This is a genomic window from Streptomyces sp. R302, from assembly GCF_012927245.1.
Taxonomy (GTDB): domain Bacteria; phylum Actinomycetota; class Actinomycetes; order Streptomycetales; family Streptomycetaceae; genus Streptomyces.
Genome location: NZ_JABBGE010000010.1, coordinates 128,078 through 144,063 on the forward strand (window position 1 = coordinate 128,078; position 15,986 = coordinate 144,063).

Annotated in this window: 15 protein-coding genes; 4 read left to right on the forward strand and 11 right to left on the reverse strand. The window is 73.0% G+C overall.

What is annotated here, in order from left to right; all coding sequences use genetic code 11:
- Positions 1-52: 52 nt before the first annotated feature.
- From HHL19_RS29050 to HHL19_RS29065, 4 genes are all read right to left on the reverse strand, one after another.
- Complete coding sequence (locus tag HHL19_RS29050; RefSeq protein ID WP_169093338.1) at positions 53-841, reverse strand: ABC transporter permease; 789 nt, start codon at positions 839-841, stop codon at positions 53-55.
- Entirely contained in the window at positions 838-1,857 is a 1,020-nt protein-coding gene (locus HHL19_RS29055) for an ATP-binding cassette domain-containing protein (protein ID WP_240981957.1), read from the reverse strand. The genes HHL19_RS29050 and HHL19_RS29055 overlap by 4 nt, the downstream gene beginning before the upstream one ends.
- Before the next feature lie 528 nt (positions 1,858-2,385).
- Positions 2,386-3,228, reverse strand: coding sequence for a DUF4097 family beta strand repeat-containing protein (locus HHL19_RS29060; RefSeq protein ID WP_169093340.1), 843 nt, complete (start codon positions 3,226-3,228; stop codon positions 2,386-2,388).
- Positions 3,229-3,334: 106 nt separating this feature from the next.
- Entirely contained in the window at positions 3,335-3,871 is a 537-nt protein-coding gene (locus tag HHL19_RS29065; protein ID WP_169093341.1) for a hypothetical protein, read from the reverse strand.
- Positions 3,872-4,180: 309 nt separating this feature from the next.
- Here HHL19_RS29065 and HHL19_RS29070 point away from each other — a divergent pair, with 309 nt between their 5' ends.
- From HHL19_RS29070 to HHL19_RS29080, 3 genes are all read left to right on the forward strand, one after another.
- On the forward strand, positions 4,181-5,275 hold the full coding sequence (locus HHL19_RS29070) for a chitinase (RefSeq protein WP_169093342.1): 1,095 nt from the start codon (positions 4,181-4,183) through the stop codon (positions 5,273-5,275).
- A 101-nt stretch (positions 5,276-5,376) separates the two neighbouring features.
- The gene (locus tag HHL19_RS29075) at positions 5,377-6,825 is read left to right on the forward strand and encodes an amidase (protein ID WP_169093343.1); all 1,449 of its coding nucleotides are present in this window, start codon (positions 5,377-5,379) and stop codon (positions 6,823-6,825) included.
- 86 nt (positions 6,826-6,911) lie between these two features.
- Entirely contained in the window at positions 6,912-7,736 is an 825-nt protein-coding gene (locus HHL19_RS29080) for a hypothetical protein (protein ID WP_169093344.1), read from the forward strand.
- A gap of 15 nt (positions 7,737-7,751) precedes the next feature.
- Here the strand turns inward: HHL19_RS29080 and HHL19_RS29085 are convergent, their stop codons facing one another.
- The 5 genes from HHL19_RS29085 to HHL19_RS29105 are packed head-to-tail and all read right to left on the reverse strand — an operon-like array spanning position 7,752 to position 13,550.
- The gene (locus HHL19_RS29085) at positions 7,752-8,678 is read right to left on the reverse strand and encodes an oligopeptide/dipeptide ABC transporter ATP-binding protein (RefSeq protein ID WP_169093459.1); all 927 of its coding nucleotides are present in this window, start codon (positions 8,676-8,678) and stop codon (positions 7,752-7,754) included.
- Between the two features lie 53 nt (positions 8,679-8,731).
- Entirely contained in the window at positions 8,732-9,778 is a 1,047-nt protein-coding gene (locus tag HHL19_RS29090; protein ID WP_169093345.1) for an ABC transporter ATP-binding protein, read from the reverse strand.
- On the reverse strand, positions 9,778-10,764 hold the full coding sequence (locus HHL19_RS29095; protein WP_169093346.1) for an ABC transporter permease: 987 nt from the start codon (positions 10,762-10,764) through the stop codon (positions 9,778-9,780). The genes HHL19_RS29090 and HHL19_RS29095 overlap by 1 nt, the downstream gene beginning before the upstream one ends.
- A complete protein-coding gene (locus HHL19_RS29100) occupies positions 10,761-11,777 on the reverse strand; it encodes an ABC transporter permease (protein ID WP_346768539.1) in 1,017 nt (338 codons plus the stop codon). Before HHL19_RS29100 ends, HHL19_RS29095 begins: the two co-directional genes overlap by 4 nt.
- A gap of 21 nt (positions 11,778-11,798) precedes the next feature.
- Complete coding sequence (locus tag HHL19_RS29105; protein ID WP_169093347.1) at positions 11,799-13,550, reverse strand: ABC transporter substrate-binding protein; 1,752 nt, start codon at positions 13,548-13,550, stop codon at positions 11,799-11,801.
- 224 nt (positions 13,551-13,774) lie between these two features.
- Between HHL19_RS29105 and HHL19_RS29110 the strand changes: the two genes are divergently transcribed.
- Positions 13,775-14,425, forward strand: coding sequence for a transcriptional regulator (locus HHL19_RS29110; protein ID WP_169093348.1), 651 nt, complete (start codon positions 13,775-13,777; stop codon positions 14,423-14,425).
- On the opposite strand, the gene HHL19_RS29115 is transcribed toward HHL19_RS29110, so the two are convergent.
- Together HHL19_RS29115 and HHL19_RS29120 are read right to left on the reverse strand one after the other, a co-directional pair.
- Positions 14,368-15,162: a DUF817 domain-containing protein gene (locus HHL19_RS29115; RefSeq protein WP_169093349.1), complete on the reverse strand. Its 795-nt coding sequence runs from the start codon at positions 15,160-15,162 to the stop codon at positions 14,368-14,370. The genes HHL19_RS29110 and HHL19_RS29115 overlap by 58 nt on opposite strands.
- Before the next feature lie 52 nt (positions 15,163-15,214).
- A complete protein-coding gene (locus tag HHL19_RS29120) occupies positions 15,215-15,928 on the reverse strand; it encodes a DUF2470 domain-containing protein (RefSeq protein WP_169093350.1) in 714 nt (237 codons plus the stop codon).
- Between the last annotated feature and the right edge of the window lie 58 nt (positions 15,929-15,986).

The following is a 15,986-nucleotide window of genomic DNA, read 5'->3' on the forward strand; positions in this document are numbered from 1 at the left end:
CCGACGGGGGTCGGGTACGCCGCCCTGGGGCTGCGGGGGTGCGAGGTGAGGGCTACTTGGCGCCGCGGTCGAAGGCGGACTTCGACCAGACGTAGCCGAGGACGGTCAGTCCCGCGCACCAGGCGAGGGCGATCCAGGCGCTGTTGCCGATCTCGGTGCCGAGGAGGAGGCCGCGGAGGGTTTCGATCGCCGGGGTGAAGGGCTGGTACTCGGCGATCGGCCGGAACCAGCCCGGCATCGAGTCGATCGGGACGAACGCGCTGGAGATCAGGGGGAGGACGACCAGCGGGAGGGCGTTGTTGGAGGCGGCCTCGGCGTTGGGGGAGACCAGGCCCATGCCGACGGCGATCCACGTCAGGGCGAAGGCGATCAGGATCGTCATGCCGAAGGCGGCCAGCCATTCGAGGGCGGTGGCGTCGGTGGCGCGGAAGCCGATGGCCACGGCGACGGCGCCGACGAGGAGCACGCTCATCACGCACTGGAGGACGCTGCCGACGACGTGCCCGACGAGGATCGACGGCCGGTGGATGGCCATCGTGCGGAAGCGGGCGATGATGCCCTCGGTCATGTCGTTGGAGACGGAGACCGCCGTTCCCACGACCGTGCCGCCGACGGTCATCATCAGGATGCCGGGGACGACGTAGGCGATGTACGCGGCACGGTCCGCGCCGCCGCCCATGCCGGCGCTCATCACGTCACCGAAGACGTAGACGAAGAGCAGCAGCATCATCACCGGGGTGAGGAGGAGGTTGAGGGTGAGGGAGGGGTAGCGGCGGGCGTGCAGGAGGTTCCGCCGGAGCATCGTGGACGAGTCGCGGGCGGCGAGGGAGAGGGTGCTCATCGGGCGGACTCCTGGTTCCGGGTCGTGGGGGCGGGGGCCGGGGCGGCGGTGGTGCCGGTGAGGGCGAAGAAGACGTCGTCCAGGTCCGGGGTGTGGACGGTGAGTTCGTCCGCCTCGATGCCGGCGGCGTCCAGCCAGTCGAGGATCGCCCGCAGTTCGCGCTGGGTGCCGCCGCTGGGGATCTGGAGGGTCAGGGCCTCGTCGTCGCGTGTGGCGACCTGGATCGTCGTGACGGCGGCGCGGTAGGTGTCGGGGTGGGTGAAGCGGAGGCGGACGTGCCCGCCGGGGATCTGGCGTTTGAGTTGGTCGGGGGTGCCTTCGGCGGCGATCTTTCCGTCGTTGAGGACGGCGATGCGGTCGGCGAGTTCGTCGGCTTCTTCGAGGTACTGGGTGGTGAGGAGGACGGTGGCGCCGTCGGCGACGAGTGCGCGGATGATCTGCCACATGGTGTGGCGGGAGCGGGGGTCGAGGCCGGTGGTGGGTTCGTCGAGGAAGATGACGCGGGGGTTGCCGACGAGGGTCATGGCGATGTCGAGGCGCCGTTTCATGCCGCCGGAGTAGGTGGAGGCGGGTTTGCCGGCGGCGTGGGTGAGGTCGAAGCGTTCGAGCAGTTCGGTGGCGATCCGGCGTCCTTCCCGTTTGGGGAGGTGGTGGAGGTCGGCCATGAGGAGCATGTTCTCCAGGCCGGTGATGAGTCCGTCGACGGCGGAGAACTGTCCGGTGACGCCGATGGCGGCGCGGACGTGGTGGGCGTGGGTGGTGAGGTCGTGTCCGGCGACGGCGGCGTGGCCGGAGTCGGCGGTGGCGAGGGTGGAGAGGATCTTCACGGCGGTCGTCTTGCCCGCGCCGTTCGGGCCGAGCAGGGCGAAGATCGTTCCTTCGGGGACGGCCAGGTCGACTCCGTCGAGGACGACCTTGTCGCCGTACGACTTCCGGAGACCGGCGGCGGTGATGGCGGCGGGGGCGGCACGACCGTTCCCTTGGCCCGGGACGGGCTGAGGGGTGGGCGTGGGCATGACAGAGGAAGGCATGGGAGCCTCCGATCGAAGGCTGAGGTGGGTGTGGGTGTGGGCGTGGGGCGGGGAGGGAGCTGGAGTGGCCGGGTCCACGTCGAGCCGGTCCTTCGGAGTTCGTGCCTCGCCGTGTCCGGCCTGCGGGCGGCGGCCGGTGTCTGATGGTGCCGGGAGCTCGGGTGCCTGTCCGGCTGGAGGGCGGGGCGGTCCGGGGTGGGGGCGGGCTGATGCCGCTCGGCGCGGTCGGACTCGGCCGGGTGGGGCCCCGTGTCGCGTGGGGGCGATGCCTGGACGGCGCCGGGGCGGGGGCGGCCGTGCGGGGAGGCGGACTCGGGGGCCCGCCGGCTGGGGCGGGGCGGAGCTCGCGCCTCGTTGCGTGGGGCTGAGGCCGCGCGATTCCGGGGTGGTCGGAGGGGAGGTCGTGCGGTGCCCGCTTGGGAGGGGCCGGGTGGGGCCGGGGCGGCTCTGTGCTTCCCCCCCCGGCCGGGCCCGTCCGGGGCAGGGGTGGTCTCGGGTGCGGACCGGGTCGGGTCAGGGGCGGGCGCGGCGGATGTCGATGTTGCCGTGGCGGGTGCGGGCGCGGACCTTGACGGTCTCCTCCGTCGCCTCGGGGGCGTCGGAGGCCGCGAGGCCGTTGCGTACCTGGCCGCTTCCGGAGACGGCGTCAAGCCATGCGGCGGTGCCCTCGCGGATGCCGACGTCGATGGCGCCGTGGTTCGTCTCCAGCTGCGCCGTCCCGCGGGCGATCTCGCCGACGCGGATCGTGCCGTGGGCCGTGGTCGCGGTGACCGAGTCCTCGGCGCGGTCCACCGTGATGTCGCCGTGCGCCCCGCTCACGCGGAGCTCGCCGGTGACGGCGCCGACCGTCGTGGAGCCGGACGAGTTCTTCAGGACGGCCGGGCCGTCGACGAAGCCGACGCGCATGCTGCCGGAGCTGGTGGTGATCTCGGCCGCCCCTTCGACGCGGTCCACGGTGATGGAGCCGTGCGAGGCGGTGAGGTGCAGCGGGCCGGTGGTGTCGAGCCGGGCGTCGCCGGCGGAGGTCTTCACGCGGACCTCGCCGAACCGTCCCTCGCCGAGGATCTGGGTCCAGGCGCCGTCGACCTCGACGCGGGAGCCGGCCGGCAGCTCCACCGTCACGTCGACGACGCCGGTGCGGCCGAACAGGTTCGACTTCGGCGTCCGTACGGTCAGCGTGCCGTTGGCGTACGACACCTCGGTCTGGGCGGCCGTCCGCACGTCCAGGTCCTTCTTCGGGTTGCGCGGCGCCACCTCGACCACCGTGTCCGTACGGTCGCCGGCGACGAACTGGATCGAACCGGCTTCCACGCGGGCCAGGGCCGAGATCGCTGCGGGAGTGTCGAAAGAAGGCATGGCTGTCCCGTCCTCTTGGGTCGCTGGAACGTCCCCGCTGGTGGGACGCGGTGTGGGTGGAGTGGAGTGGAGTGGAGTGGAGTGGAGCGTTGGTCGCGGGGGAGTGCTAGCGCACCCAGCCCGTGATGCTCTGGCCGACGGACCGGGGTCGCTCCGTCGTACGCGGGCGCCCCGCGCCGCCGCCGTCGAGCGCCGACGACACGGCCCGTACCAGCCAGGCGTTCACCGACAGTCCCTCGCGGCCCGCGGCCTCCTCGGCCCGCGCCTTGAGGTGGGCCGGCAGCCGCAGGTTCACCCGGGCGACCGCCCCCTCGTCCGCGTCGGCGGCCGCGGGGACCGTGAGAGGTTCGGCGGGCTCCGACGGCTCCGACGGCTCCGCGGGCGCCGCGCCGCTGTCGGCGGGCGGCCGCGTCACCACGAAGTCAGGGTCGAGACCACGGAGGCGTACGTCGACCGAACCGGGGGCGAGTTCGCGGGTGATCTCGTCCGTCGCCGCGGAGAGCACGTTGAGCATGGTCAGACGGGCCGCCGACTCCAGCGGAGCGGTGAGCCGCTCGGCCAGCTCGCGGGCCGCGTCGCCACCGGCTTCGGCGGCCACCGCGAGTTCGCGGCGGAGGGTGTCGACATACGGGGTGAGATCCATGACGTCATCATGGCACCATCGTGGCGCCATATGCAACCTCGTGTGGTGCCATGTGGCGCCGAATAGTGCCAGTGAGGCGCCTTCGGTGTGCCAGGTGGCGTCAATGGTGGCGGCGGGTGGTGCCATGTGGTGCCGTAGTGGCGCCGCCTGGTGTCACGCACCTCTGGCGACATGTGCTGCCGACTTCTCTCGCCATATCGTCAACTCCCCTGCAGTCACGGATGGTTGACGGTAGGTCTGGACCAATCTACGGTCTCCTGGAGCGCGCGCCACGCCCCGGACCGCCCCCACGTCCCAAGGAGCACCCGCATGCCAGGCTCACGGATCGTCCGCGCCCTCGGAGCGGGCCTCGCCGCCCTGCTCGCCACCGGCGCGGCCGTCTCCTCCCCGGCCGCCGCCACGACCGCCGTGGTCCCGCCCACCGCCGGCGCCGTCGGCGCCGCCGCCGACACCTGCGCCCTCAAGCCCCGCCCGTCCGGCAAGGTGCTCCAGGGCTACTGGGAGAACTGGGACGGAGCGGTGAACGGCGTTCACCCGCCCTTCGGGTGGGCCCCGATCGACGATCCCCGGTTCGCCGCCCACGGGTACAACGTCATCAACGCCGCCTTCCCCGTGATCCGCTCCGACGGAACCGTGCTGTGGGAGGACGGCATGGACAACACCGTCAAGGTCGCCACACCCGCCGAGATGTGCCGCGCCAAGGCCGCGGGTGCCACCATCCTCATGTCCATCGGCGGTGCGGCCGCCGGCATCGACCTCAGCTCCCCGGCCGTCGCCGACCGCTTCGTCGCGACGATCGTGCCGATCCTCCAGCGGTACAACTTCGACGGCATCGACATCGACATCGAGACCGGTCTCGTCGGCAGCGGCAGCATCACCACCCTCTCCGCCTCCCAGGCCAACCTGATCCGGATCATCGACGGCGTCCTCGCCCGCATGCCCGCCGGCTTCGGTCTCACGATGGCGCCCGAGACCGCGTACGTCACCGGCGGCAGCGTCGCGTACGGCTCGATCTGGGGCGCGTACCTGCCCATCGTGAAGAAGTACGCCGACAACGGGCGCCTGTGGTGGCTCAACATGCAGTACTACAACGGCAGCATGTACGGCTGTTCCGGCGACTCCTACTCCGCCGGAACCGTCGCCGGGTTCACCGCGCAGACCGACTGCCTCGACCGCGGGCTCGTCATCCAGGGCACCACCGTCCGGGTCCCGTACGACAAGCAGGTCCCCGGCCTGCCCGCGCAGCCCGGCGCGGGCGGCGGGTACATGGCGCCCTCGCTCGCCGCCCAGGCGTGGAACCACTACGGCGGCAAGCTCAAGGGCCTGATGACCTGGTCGGCGAACTGGGACGGGTCGAAGAACTGGACCTTCGGCGACAACGTCAAGCGGCTCCAGGGTCGTTAGCCCACCGGCTCGCCCCTGCCTCCGCCCCTCGCGTGTTACCCGTGGGTACGCCATGATGGCGGCAGCAGACGACCACGACCATTCCGGGGGCTGAGGCAGCGGTGAGCGACGACAAGCGGAACACGGTGCACGCCTTCAGGGACGACTCCCTCGGGGAGCACGACGCCGTCGGACTCGCGGAGGCGATACGGCGGCGCGAGGTGAGCCCGGCCGAGGCCGCCAGGGACGCGGCCGCCCGGATCCGGGCGGCCGCCGGGCTCCACGCGGTGCAGACACCGCTCGATTTTTCCCCAAGCTCTCAACTTCGTTCGAGCGAGGGGAGGCCCCAAGCCCTCGGCGGCGCGAACGGCGGGGCCTTCGCCGGAGTCCCCACCCTCGTCAAGGACAACACCGACTTCGCGGGGCTGCCCACCGGCCACGGCAGCGCCGCCTTCACGCCCCGGCCCGCCCGCCGGCACGCGCCCTTCGTCCGGCAGCTCCTCAGCACCGGCGTCACCGTCCTCGGCAAGACCCGGCTGCCGGAGTTCGGCTTCAGCCCGGCCACCGAGTACGAGAACGCCGAGCCGGTCCGCAACCCCTGGCACACCGGTCACTCCTCCGGCGGCTCCTCGGGCGGCGCGGCGGCGCTCGTCGCCGCCGGGGCCGTACCCCTCGCCCACGCCAACGACGGCGGCGGCTCCATCCGGATCCCCGCCGCCTGCTGCGGACTCGTCGGTCTCAAGCCCACCCGGGGCCGGGTCGTCGGCAACGAGCAGAGCCGGCACCTGCCCGTCGACCTCGTCGCCGACGGCGTGGTCACCCGCACCGTGCGCGACTCCGCCGCCTTCCTCGCCGCCGCCGAACGCTACCGGCGCAATCCGAAGCTGCCGCCCGTCGGCCTCGTCGAGGGGCCCTCGGACCGCCGGCTGCGCATCGGCTTCCTGCTCGACTCGCCGAACGGCGTCGCCTGCGACGACGGCACCCGCGCCGCCGTCACCGACACCGCCGCCACGCTCCGGGGCCTCGGCCACACCGTCGAGCCCGTCACCATGGACCTGGACCCCCGCTTCACCGGCGACTTCCTCACCTACTGGGGCATGCTCTCCTTCCTCCTCGGCGCCACCGGACGCACCTTCGGGCCCGACTTCGACCGGCACCGCATGGATGGACTGAGCCGGGGGCTGCGCGAGGAGTACGTGAAGCGGTGGCGGGACACGCCGGGCGTGGTGCGCCGGCTGCGGCGCACCAAGGAGGCGTACGCGGCGGCCTTCCGCGGTCTCGACCTCGTCCTCACTCCGGTCCTCGCCCACACCACGCCGCCGATCGGGTACCTCAGCCCCACGGTGCCGTACGAGCTCCTCGTCGAGCGGATCCTCGCGTACGTCGCCTACACCCCGGTCGACAACGTGGTGGGCACCCCGTCGATCTCGCTGCCCAGCGCCCGGACCACCGTTGACGGCCTGCCGATCGGCGTCCTCCTCTCCGGCCGGCCCGGCAGCGAACGCACCCTCCTGGAGGCCGCGTTCGCCCTGGAGGCCGAGCGGCCCTTCCGGCGGATCCAGGACGCCTGAGGCGCCGCCACCGAGTGGGTGACGGGCGGGCGGGCCCGCGGAGGTTCGGCCCGGCCGTCCGCGCCGGGCACCGCAGAGTGGGGCGCATGGATGTCGATGTCGAGCGGATCACCGACGAGCTGTACGGGCTGCGGCCGTCCGAGTTCACGGCCGCCCGGGACGCGTACGCCGCCGAGGCGCGGCAGGCGAAGGACAAGGAGGCCGCCAAGGCGATCGCGGCGCTGCGGCGCCCGCCGCTGGCCGTCTGGGCGGCGAACCTGCTGGCCCGCGAACGGCCCGAGGAGGCCGAGCGGTTCCTCGCCCTGGGCGAGGCCCTCCGCGAAGCCCACCGGACGCTCGACGGCGAGCGGCTCCGGGAGGCGAGCCGGCGGCAGCACCGGCTGGTCGCCGCGCTCGTCCGCACCGCCGCCGGTCTCGCCGAGGCGGCCGGTCAGCCCCTGAGCGACACGGTCCTCGGCGAGGTCGAACGCGTCCTCCACGCCGTCCTCGCCCACCCCGACGTGGCCGGACCGTGGTCCCGGGGCAGCCTCACGGCCCTCCCGGAGACGACCGTCGGCTTCCCCGAAGTCCCGCCGGACGTGCTGCCCCGGCCGCCCGCCACCGCGCCGGACCGCACGGCGCGCGAGGCCCGCGCGTCGCGCAAAGCCCATGAAGCCCGCGAGGCGGAGCGGGCCCGCGCCGTCGTCGCGCGGCGGGAGCGGGAGCGCGACGCGGCCCGCGAGGCGGCGGCTGCCGCGAAGACGGCGGCCGAGGAGGCCGCCCGGCGGCTCCGCCGCGCCGAACGCGAGCGCGAGGAGGCCCGCACGGCCGCCGCCGCGACCGAACGCACCGCGACGGAGGCCGAAACGGCCCTCCGGGCCGCCGAGTCCGTCCTCGACGAGGCCCGCCGCGCCGCCGAACCCACCGATTAGTGCCCCTGACACCCCTCAGTCAGGGAAGTGGCAGGCCACCTCCCTGGGGTCGGTCGGGGCCAGGGGACGTAGGAGCGGGCGTTCGGTGCGGCAGATCGGCTGGGCCTTGGGGCAGCGGGGGTGGAAGGTGCAGCCGGGCGGGGGTGCGGCGGGGCTGGGCGGGTCGCCCAGGAGGGTGAGGCGTTCGCGGGTGCGTTCGGCCGTCGGGTCCGGGAGGGGGACGGCGGAGAGGAGGGCTCGTGTGTAGGGGTGGGCGGGGGTTTCGTACACCTGCTGTTTGGGGCCGATCTCTACGATGCGGCCGAGGTACATGACGGCGACCCGGTCGCAGACGCGCTTCACCACGGACAGGTCGTGGGCGATGAAGAGGTAGGCGAGGCCGAGTTCGTCCTGGAGTCGTTCCATGAGGTTGACGATCTGCGCCTGGACGGAGACGTCGAGGGCCGAGACCGGTTCGTCCGCCACGACCAGGCGGGGTCCGGTCGCGAGGGCCCGGGCGATGCCGATGCGCTGGGCCTGGCCGCCGGAGAACTCGTGGGGGCGGCGGTCGGCGTGTTCGGGGATCAGGCCTACCAGTTCCATCAGCTCGACCGCTCGTTTGCGGGCCTCTTCCGGTGAACTGCCCTGGACGAGGAGGGGGTCGGCGATGATGCGGGCCACCGACTGGCGGGGGTTGAGGGAGGAGTGGGGGTCCTGGAAGACCATCTGGATCTCGCGGCGGAGCGGTTTCAGGGCCCGCTGCGAGAGGTGGGCGATGGGGCGGCCGTCGTACTCGACGGAGCCGGCGGTCGGTTCCAGGAGCCGGACGATCATCCGGCCCGTGGTCGACTTGCCGCAGCCGGACTCGCCGACCAGGCCCAGGGTCTCCCCGGCCGCGAGGTCGAAGCCCACGCCGTCGACGGCCCGCACGGGCGCCGAGCCGCGCCGGCCCGGGAAGGTCATCGCCAGGTCCCGGACCCGCAGCAGCGGCGGCGTACCGGGAGGGGGCGTCGTGCTCACGGGGTGATCCCTTCGGACGAGGCGGCCGGGGAGGCCGCGAAGTGGCAGGCCGCGGTGCGGCCGTCGACCGCGTCGACCGCGTCGTGCGCGTCGACCGCGGCGAGCGTCGGGCGTTCGGTCGCGCACCGGTCCCGTTCCTCCGGCGTGCCCGCCGCCGCGCGGGCGCAGCGGGGTGCGAAGGCGCAGCCGGGGGCGGGGGCGAGGAGGGACGGCGGGGTGCCGGGGATGGCGCGGAGCGGTACGTCGTCGGGGTCGTCGAGGCGGGGGAGCGAGTCGAGGAGGCCTCGGGTGTACGGGTGCGCGGGGGCGGCGAACAGGGCGTCCACCGGGGCCTGTTCGGCGGCTCGGCCGCCGTACATGACGAGGACCTCGTGGGCGACGCGGGCCACCACGCCCAGGTCATGGGTGATCATGACGACGGAGAGCCGGCGCTCCTGCTGGAGGCGGGCGAGCAGGTCGAGGATCTGGGCCTGGACGGTGACGTCGAGCGCGGTGGTCGGTTCGTCGGCGATGAGGAGGTCGGGTTCGCAGACGAGCGCCATGGCGATCATGACGCGTTGGCGCATGCCGCCGGAGAACTGGTGGGGGTACTCGCCCACCCGCCGCTTCGGCTCCGGGATGCCGACCTCCGCCAGCGCCTCGACGGCGCGGGCGCGGGCGGCGGCCCTGCGGGTGCCGAAGTGGACGCGGTGGTGCTCGGCGATCTGCTCGCCGACCGTGTAGTACGGGTGGAGGCTGGAGAGCGGGTCCTGGAAGATCATCGCCATCCGCCGGCCGCGGAGCCGGTTGAGCTCCTGGTCGGGGAGGCCGACGAGTTCGCGGCCGTCGAGGGTCACGGAGCCGGTGACCTCGGCGCCGGTGTGGAGGCCCATGACGGCGAGCGAGGTCACGGACTTGCCGGAGCCGGACTCGCCGACGATGCCGAGGGTGCGGCCGTGCGGGACGTCGAAGGAGAGGGAGTCCACGGCCCGGACGGGGCCGCGCGGGGTCGGGAAGGTGACGCTGAGGTCCCGGACGGACAGGAGCGGGGCGGGGTCGGCCATCAGTACCTCACTCGCGGGTCGACGACGGCGTACAGCAGGTCCACGGCGAGGTTGGCGACGACGATGAAGGTGGCCGCAAGGAGCGTCACGCCGAGGATGACGGGCTGGTCGCCGGTGGTGAGGGCGCCGTAGAAGAGGCGGCCGATGCCGGGGAGTCCGAAGAGGGACTCGGTGATGACGGCGCCGGCGAGGAGTCCGCCGAGGTCCATGCCGAAGATGGTGAGGACGGGCGTCAGGCCGGCCCGCAGTCCGTGCTTGACGACGACCGTGCGGCGCGGCAGTCCCTTGGCGCGGGCGGTGCGGATGTACGGCTCCGCCATGGACTCGATCATGGCGCCGCGGCTCTGCCGGGCGTACATGGCGGCGTACAGGATCGCGAGGGCCAGCCAGGGTAGCAGCAGGTTGGTCGCCCAGGACAGCGGGTCGGAGGTGAAAGGGACGTAACTCGGGTACGGCAGCAGGCCGGTGAGCCGGATCAGTCCGTAGATGAGGAGGACGGAGGTGAAGTAGACGGGCAGGGAGGCGGCGGCGACGGCGCCGACCATGAGGGCCCGGTCGGTGAGGCTGTCCTTGCGGAGGGCGGCGGTGACGCCGGCCGTCAGGCCGAGGGCCAGCCAGAGGGCGGCGGCGCCGACCGCGAGCGAGGCGGAGACGGGAAGCCGGTCGACGAGCAGGTCCCAGACGCCCTCGCTGTTCTCGTACGAGTAGCCGAGGCAGGGGAAGTCGCAGTGCAGGGCGTACTGGCCGGTGCCCATGGTGCGGCCGGTGAAGATGCCGGTGACGAAGTCGGCGAACTGCCGCCAGACGGGGGCGTCCAGGCCCATGTTCGCGCGGATCGCCTCCAGGCGTTCGTCGCTGCACGCCTTGCCGCAGGCGGCGGCGGCCGGGTCGGAGGGGAGGACGTAGAAGATCGTGAAGGTGACGGCGGCGATGGCGAGGAGGACGCCGAGCATCCCGAGGAGCCGGCGGCCGAGGTAGAGGATCACGTACGGCTCCCCCGGGGGTCGAGGACGTCGCGCAGCGCGTCGCCGAGGAGGGTGAAGGCGAGCACGGTGAGGAAGAGGCAGAGGCTCGGGACGAGGAAGTACATGGGGTCCGTGTCGTAGTAGGCGACGCTCTCGGCGATCATCTGGCCCCAGGACGGGGTCGGCGGGCGGACCCCGACGCCGAGGTAGCTCAGCGCGGCCTCGGTGGCGATCATGCCGGGGACCATCAGCGTGGTGTACGCGATGACCGGCCCGGCGACGCCCGGGAGGATGTCGCGGGCGAGGATCCGCCAGGGTCCGGAGCCGCCGACGCGGGCGGCGTCGACGTACTCGCGGTGCTTGAGGGAGAGGGTCTGGCCGCGGACGACCCGGGCGACGCCGGGCCAGCCGAAGAGGCCGATGACGAGGGTCATGAGCAGGATCCGGTCGACGTCCCTGGCCACCGACATCATCGCGATCATGAAGATGAGGGAGGGGAAGGACATCGTGAGGTCCATCAGCCGGGAGAGGACCGTGTCGGTGCGGCCGCCGAAGTAGCCGGCGGCGATGCCGGCGGTGGTGCCGGCGAGGACGACGATCGCGGTGGCGGCGAAGGCGATGAGGAGGGAGACCTGGGCGCCGTGCACGACGCGGGCGAACAGGTCGCGGCCGGTGACGGGTTCGACGCCGAGCCAGTGCTCGGCGGAGACGCCGCCGAGCGGCCCGATCGGCAGTCCGCCGAGGTACGGGTCGACGGCGGACTTGTCGAACTCCTCCGGGCCCCAGCCGCCCAGTGCGCTGATCAGCGGGGCGGCGGCCGTCATCACCGCGAAGAGGACGACGACGGCGAGCGCGACCTTGAGCGAGGCGCGGCGGCCCAGCTCCGCGCGGACGAGCCGCCAGGCGCCGTCGGCCGGGTGGACCGGAGCGGCGGCGATGGCGGTCGCCGCGGAGGAGGGCGGGGACGAGGACGTGGGGACGGGGTCGGGCTCGGGGTCGGGTTGGGGCTGGGACGTGGGTGTGGTCGTGGTCATCGGGGCGTCGTCCCTCAGTCCTCAGTTCGTGCTCTTCGACGGGTCCTTGAGACCGACGGTCGCGTAGTCGATCTGGCCGCCCCAGGAGGTGTGGCCGTAGGCGCCGGCGACGTTGGTGCCGACGAGGAGGGAGCGGCGCTTCGTGGCGGCGGGGGCGACCGGGGCCTGGGCGAGGATCCGCGCGTCGAGCTCCTGCCAGGCCTTGTTGGCGGCGGCGCCGTCGGTCATGGCGGCGATCTCGTCCATCCGCTTCATGGTGGCGTCGTCCTTGAAGAGGGAGTGGTTGCCGGAGTTGCCCTTCTCCTTGATGTAGCGGCCGTCGAAGACGAAGGGGAGGAAGGTGGTGCCGGAGGGGAAGTCGGGACACCAGCCGGTGTAGACGAGGTCGGTGCGGTTCTTGGTGTCGCCGATGGTGTCGTAGAAGGCGGACGGGTCGACGGTGTCGATGGTCACCTTGATGCCGGCCTTGCCGAGGGCCTGCTGGACGGCCTCGCCGATGGCCTTGTCGCCGGTGGAGACGGTCAGGCGGGTGGCGAAGCCGTCGGGCTTCCCGGCCTCCTTCAGCAGGCTCTTGGCCTTCTCCGGGTCGCCGGCGAGCGGGATCTTCAGGGTGTCGGGCTGCTTGCCGCCGGCGAAGAGGGCGCCGGGCATGGCGGCGCTGGAGGCGTCGGTGACGGCCGGTCCGCCGGCGGCGGTGACGATCGACTCCCGGTCGAGGGCCCACTGGACGGCCTGGCGGACCTTCAGGTCGTCGAAGGGGGCGCGGCCGGTGTGCATCTGGAGCATCTCGGTGCAGCTGCTGGACTCGGCGAGCAGCCGGGCCTTCACGTCGGCCACGGTGAGGACCTTGGAGAGGGACTCCGGGCGGAGCTGGGCCCAGGAGATCGCGGAGGCGTCGGCGCCGGAGGAGGTGATGAGGCGGTCGTCGACCTGGTTGCCCTTGAGGCCCATGGTGACGACGATCCGGTCCGGGTACGCCTTGCGGACGGAGTCGCTCTTCGGGTCCCAGTGGGTGTTGCGGACGAGGACCATCTGCTTGTCGCGGGCGTAGCTCTCGATCTTGTACGGCCCCGAGGAGAACGGGCGGTTGTCGTACTGGGGGCCCTTGTCCTGCTTCGGCGGCACCGGGGCGAAGGTCGGCAGGGTGGCCGCGAAGGGGAACTCGGCGAAGGGCTTGTGGAGTTCGAAGACGATCGTGCGGGCGTCGGGGGTCTTCACCGAGTCGAGGTGCCTGCCCTGGGCGGGGCCCTGGTAGCCCTCGGCGCCCGCCAGGTAGCGGGCGGCGTAGTCGGGGCCGCCGGGCAGGTCGGGGGAGAAGGACCGCTCGACGTTGTGCTTGATGTCCTGGGCGGTGATCGGGGTGCCGTCCTCGTACTTCAGGCCGGGCTTGAGGCGGAAGGTCCAGGTCTTGGCGCCGTTGGACGGGGTGCCGAGGTCCTCGGCGAGGTCGGGGACGAGCTCGCTGCCCTGGGCGCCGGGCGCCGCCCGGTAGGTGACGAGGGTGCGGTAGAGCAGCCGGGTGCCGAAGTCCATGTCGGGCATGACCCAGTTGCGGGCCGGGTCGAGGTGGGAGAAGTCCTGGTTGGACAGGACGGTGAGGGTGCCGCCCCGCTGCGGGGTGCCGCCGATGGTCGCTCCGGCGTTGGCGGCGGCGGGGTTCTTCCGGTCGGGGCCTCCGGTCTTTCCGCCGGACGAGCCGCCGGAGCAGGCCGCGAGGCCGAGGGTCAGGGTCGACACCAGGGCGATGGCCAGGGTGTGGGTGCGCTTGTTCATGGGTCACTCCGAGGAGAGCGGAAGAGCGGTCGGACAGCCAGAGCGGCCGGAATGTGACCCGTAACATAGTAATGTGAAATTGCACTGACAAGGTGTGGGATCCCGTTCGCCCCGTCCGTTACCCATCCGTGTCCCTTTCGGGTGGCGCCCTCGCTGCCCGGTCGTGGGGTTTCCTGCCCGGGAGGACGCCCCGGCCGCCCCCGGGGTTGCCTAGGCTCTCCTCCATGGCGACACCCGCGATCCCCTCCGCTCCCGAGCTCCTCGTCCTGCACGCCGTACGGCTGCGGGGCATGACCACCGGGGAGGAGGCCGCGGCACGCTTCGGGCTCGATCCGGAGGCCGTGGGCGAGCTGCTGCTCGACCTCCAGGCCTACGGGCGGGTCACCCGGTCCTCCTTCGCCGGCACCTCGGGCTGGAGCCTGACCGACCGGGGACGGGCCGAGGGGGAGCGGCTGCTGGCCGAGGAGCTGGCCGGGTCCGGGCACGAGGCGTTCGTACGGGAGCGGTACGCGACCTTCCTGGCGTACAACGCCCGCTGTCTCACGGCCTGCACCGACTGGCAGCTACGGCCCGACGGCGGTGGGCGCCTCGCCGTCAACACCCACGGGGACCCGGTCTGGGACCGGCGCGTCCTCGACGAGCTGACCGTGCTCGGCGGGGTCATCGACACCCTCTCGGGCGAGCTCTCCGCCCTGCTGCCGCGCTTCGGCGGCTATGGGGAGCGCTTCACCGGCGCGCTCGCCCGGGTGAAGCGCGGCGAGCTGTCCTGGGTGGACCGTCCGCGCGCCGACTCCTGCCACACCGTCTGGATGGAGCTTCACGAGGACCTGCTGGCCACGCTCGGCATCCGCCGGGGCGAGGAGCCCGTCCGGTAGACGAGGACGAAGGTGACGGAGATGAGGAGCGCCCAGGCGCCGAACTTGGCGACGGAGACGGGCTGCCAGCCGTCGAGCTGGTCGGGGTAGCTCCAGGCGCCGACGTAGGTGGCGGCGTTCTCGGCGATCCAGAGGAAGAAGCCGATGAGGACGAAGGAGAGGGCCAGCGGCATCCGGTGGTCCTCCTCGCCGACCCGGAAGCGGACCCAGGTGCCGGCGGTGGCGAGGAGCAGCAGCCCGGCCAGGAACCAGCGGGCGTCGGGCAGCCAGTGGTGGCTGAAGAAGTTGAGGTAGACCGCGCCGGCGAGGACCGCCATGATCCGGGGCCGGTAGCCGGTGATCCGCAGGTCGAAGAGGCGCCAGGCGCGGCAGACGTAGCTGCCGACGGCCGCGTACAGGAAGCCGCCGTAGAGGGGGACGCCGCCGAACTTGGTGACCGCGTCCTCGGGGTAGCTCCAGGAGCCCATGCGGACCTTGACCAGTTCGAAGACCAGGCCGATGAGGTGGCAGACGGCGATGACCACGACGTCCCGCCCGCTGTCCCAGCCGACCCGCCAGGCCAGCACGGTGAGCAGGATCCCGTAGCCGAGGAGCAGGTCGTAGCGGGCGACGGGCAGCTCGGGCAACAGCGCGGAGACGGCGATGCCGCCGACGAGCGCCACGGCGAAGGCGCAGCAGCGCGCCTCCAGGAGGGCGAAGCGCAGGAGCTGGCGGAATCCGTGCGTGATCTGGTCCATGCGGGAGGGGACGCGTCCGCGCGTGTGTGCGGTTTCCGCAGGGTGGGGCGGGTCAGTGGTGGTCGTGGTGGTGGGCGCAGCGCGGGGCGGTGAGCAGCCGGCGGACCATGTCGCCGGCCTCGGCGGCGTCGCGGGCCTCGCCGGGGAAGAGGAGGCGGAGGTCGCAGTGGCCCTCGCCGTACTCGCAGCGCAGCGAGACGGCGTGCCGGTCGATGGCGAGGGGGAGGGCGCGGACGACGCCGTGGGGGAGGCGGGAGCCGGCGAGGACGACGAGGTCGGAGACGAGGTCGGCGTGGGCGTCGGCGAGGTGGGTGAGGAGGGCGGCCTCTTCGAGCGCGAGCGGGTCGGGTGCGGCGAGGGTGTACGCGCCGGGGGCGATCTCCTGGGTCCCGGTCCCGGTGCGCAGGGCGACGCCGGCGAGGTCGAGGCGGAGCGAGCCGAGGTCGCCGGGGGTGGCGGGGGCGAGCCGTCCGGTGAGGGTGACGCGGGCGCGGACCCGGTCGCGCAGGGCGGTCGGGGCGATGTCGGTGAGGTCGATGCGGGCGTCGAGGCCGCCGAGCGGGGCGCGGGCGAGGTGGTCGGCCAGGGGGGTGTCGGCGGGCGGGTGGAGGGTGATCCGGCCGCGGGCGCCGACGGTGTGGGCGCCGAGGAGGTCGTAGGTCTGGCCGTCGAGGGTGAGGGAGAGGGAGATGGCCCTGGCCAGCACGGAGCGGACCTGTTCCGCGGCGGTCTGCTGGGGCAGGGCGGGGGAGGGGGCGACGCGCACGGAGACTCTCCTCGATCGACTTTTAGGTAAGGCTAACCTAACCATCCCCTCCCGGTGG

Bases quoted from the DNA above. Each gene is read 5' to 3' on its own strand.
- HHL19_RS29060 (WP_169093340.1), bottom strand. From the start codon at position 3,228: ATGCCTTCTTTCGACACTCCCGCAGCGATCTCGGCCCTGGCCCGCGTG.
- HHL19_RS29100 (WP_346768539.1), bottom strand. From the start codon at position 11,777: ATGACCACGACCACACCCACGTCCCAGCCCCAACCCGACCCCGAGCCC.
- HHL19_RS29105 (WP_169093347.1), bottom strand. From the start codon at position 13,550: ATGAACAAGCGCACCCACACCCTGGCCATCGCCCTGGTGTCGACCCTG.
- HHL19_RS29050 (WP_169093338.1), bottom strand. From the start codon at position 841: ATGAGCACCCTCTCCCTCGCCGCCCGCGACTCGTCCACGATGCTCCGG.
- HHL19_RS29065 (WP_169093341.1), bottom strand. From the start codon at position 3,871: ATGGATCTCACCCCGTATGTCGACACCCTCCGCCGCGAACTCGCGGTG.
- HHL19_RS29090 (WP_169093345.1), bottom strand. From the start codon at position 9,778: ATGGCCGACCCCGCCCCGCTCCTGTCCGTCCGGGACCTCAGCGTCACC.
- HHL19_RS29055 (WP_240981957.1), bottom strand. From the start codon at position 1,857: ATGCCCACGCCCACCCCTCAGCCCGTCCCGGGCCAAGGGAACGGTCGT.
- HHL19_RS29115 (WP_169093349.1), bottom strand. From the start codon at position 15,162: ATGGACCAGATCACGCACGGATTCCGCCAGCTCCTGCGCTTCGCCCTC.
- HHL19_RS29110 (WP_169093348.1), top strand. From the start codon at position 13,775: ATGGCGACACCCGCGATCCCCTCCGCTCCCGAGCTCCTCGTCCTGCAC.
- HHL19_RS29085 (WP_169093459.1), bottom strand. From the start codon at position 8,678: ATGACCTTCCCGGGCCGGCGCGGCTCGGCGCCCGTGCGGGCCGTCGAC.
- HHL19_RS29080 (WP_169093344.1), top strand. From the start codon at position 6,912: ATGGATGTCGATGTCGAGCGGATCACCGACGAGCTGTACGGGCTGCGG.
- HHL19_RS29070 (WP_169093342.1), top strand. From the start codon at position 4,181: ATGCCAGGCTCACGGATCGTCCGCGCCCTCGGAGCGGGCCTCGCCGCC.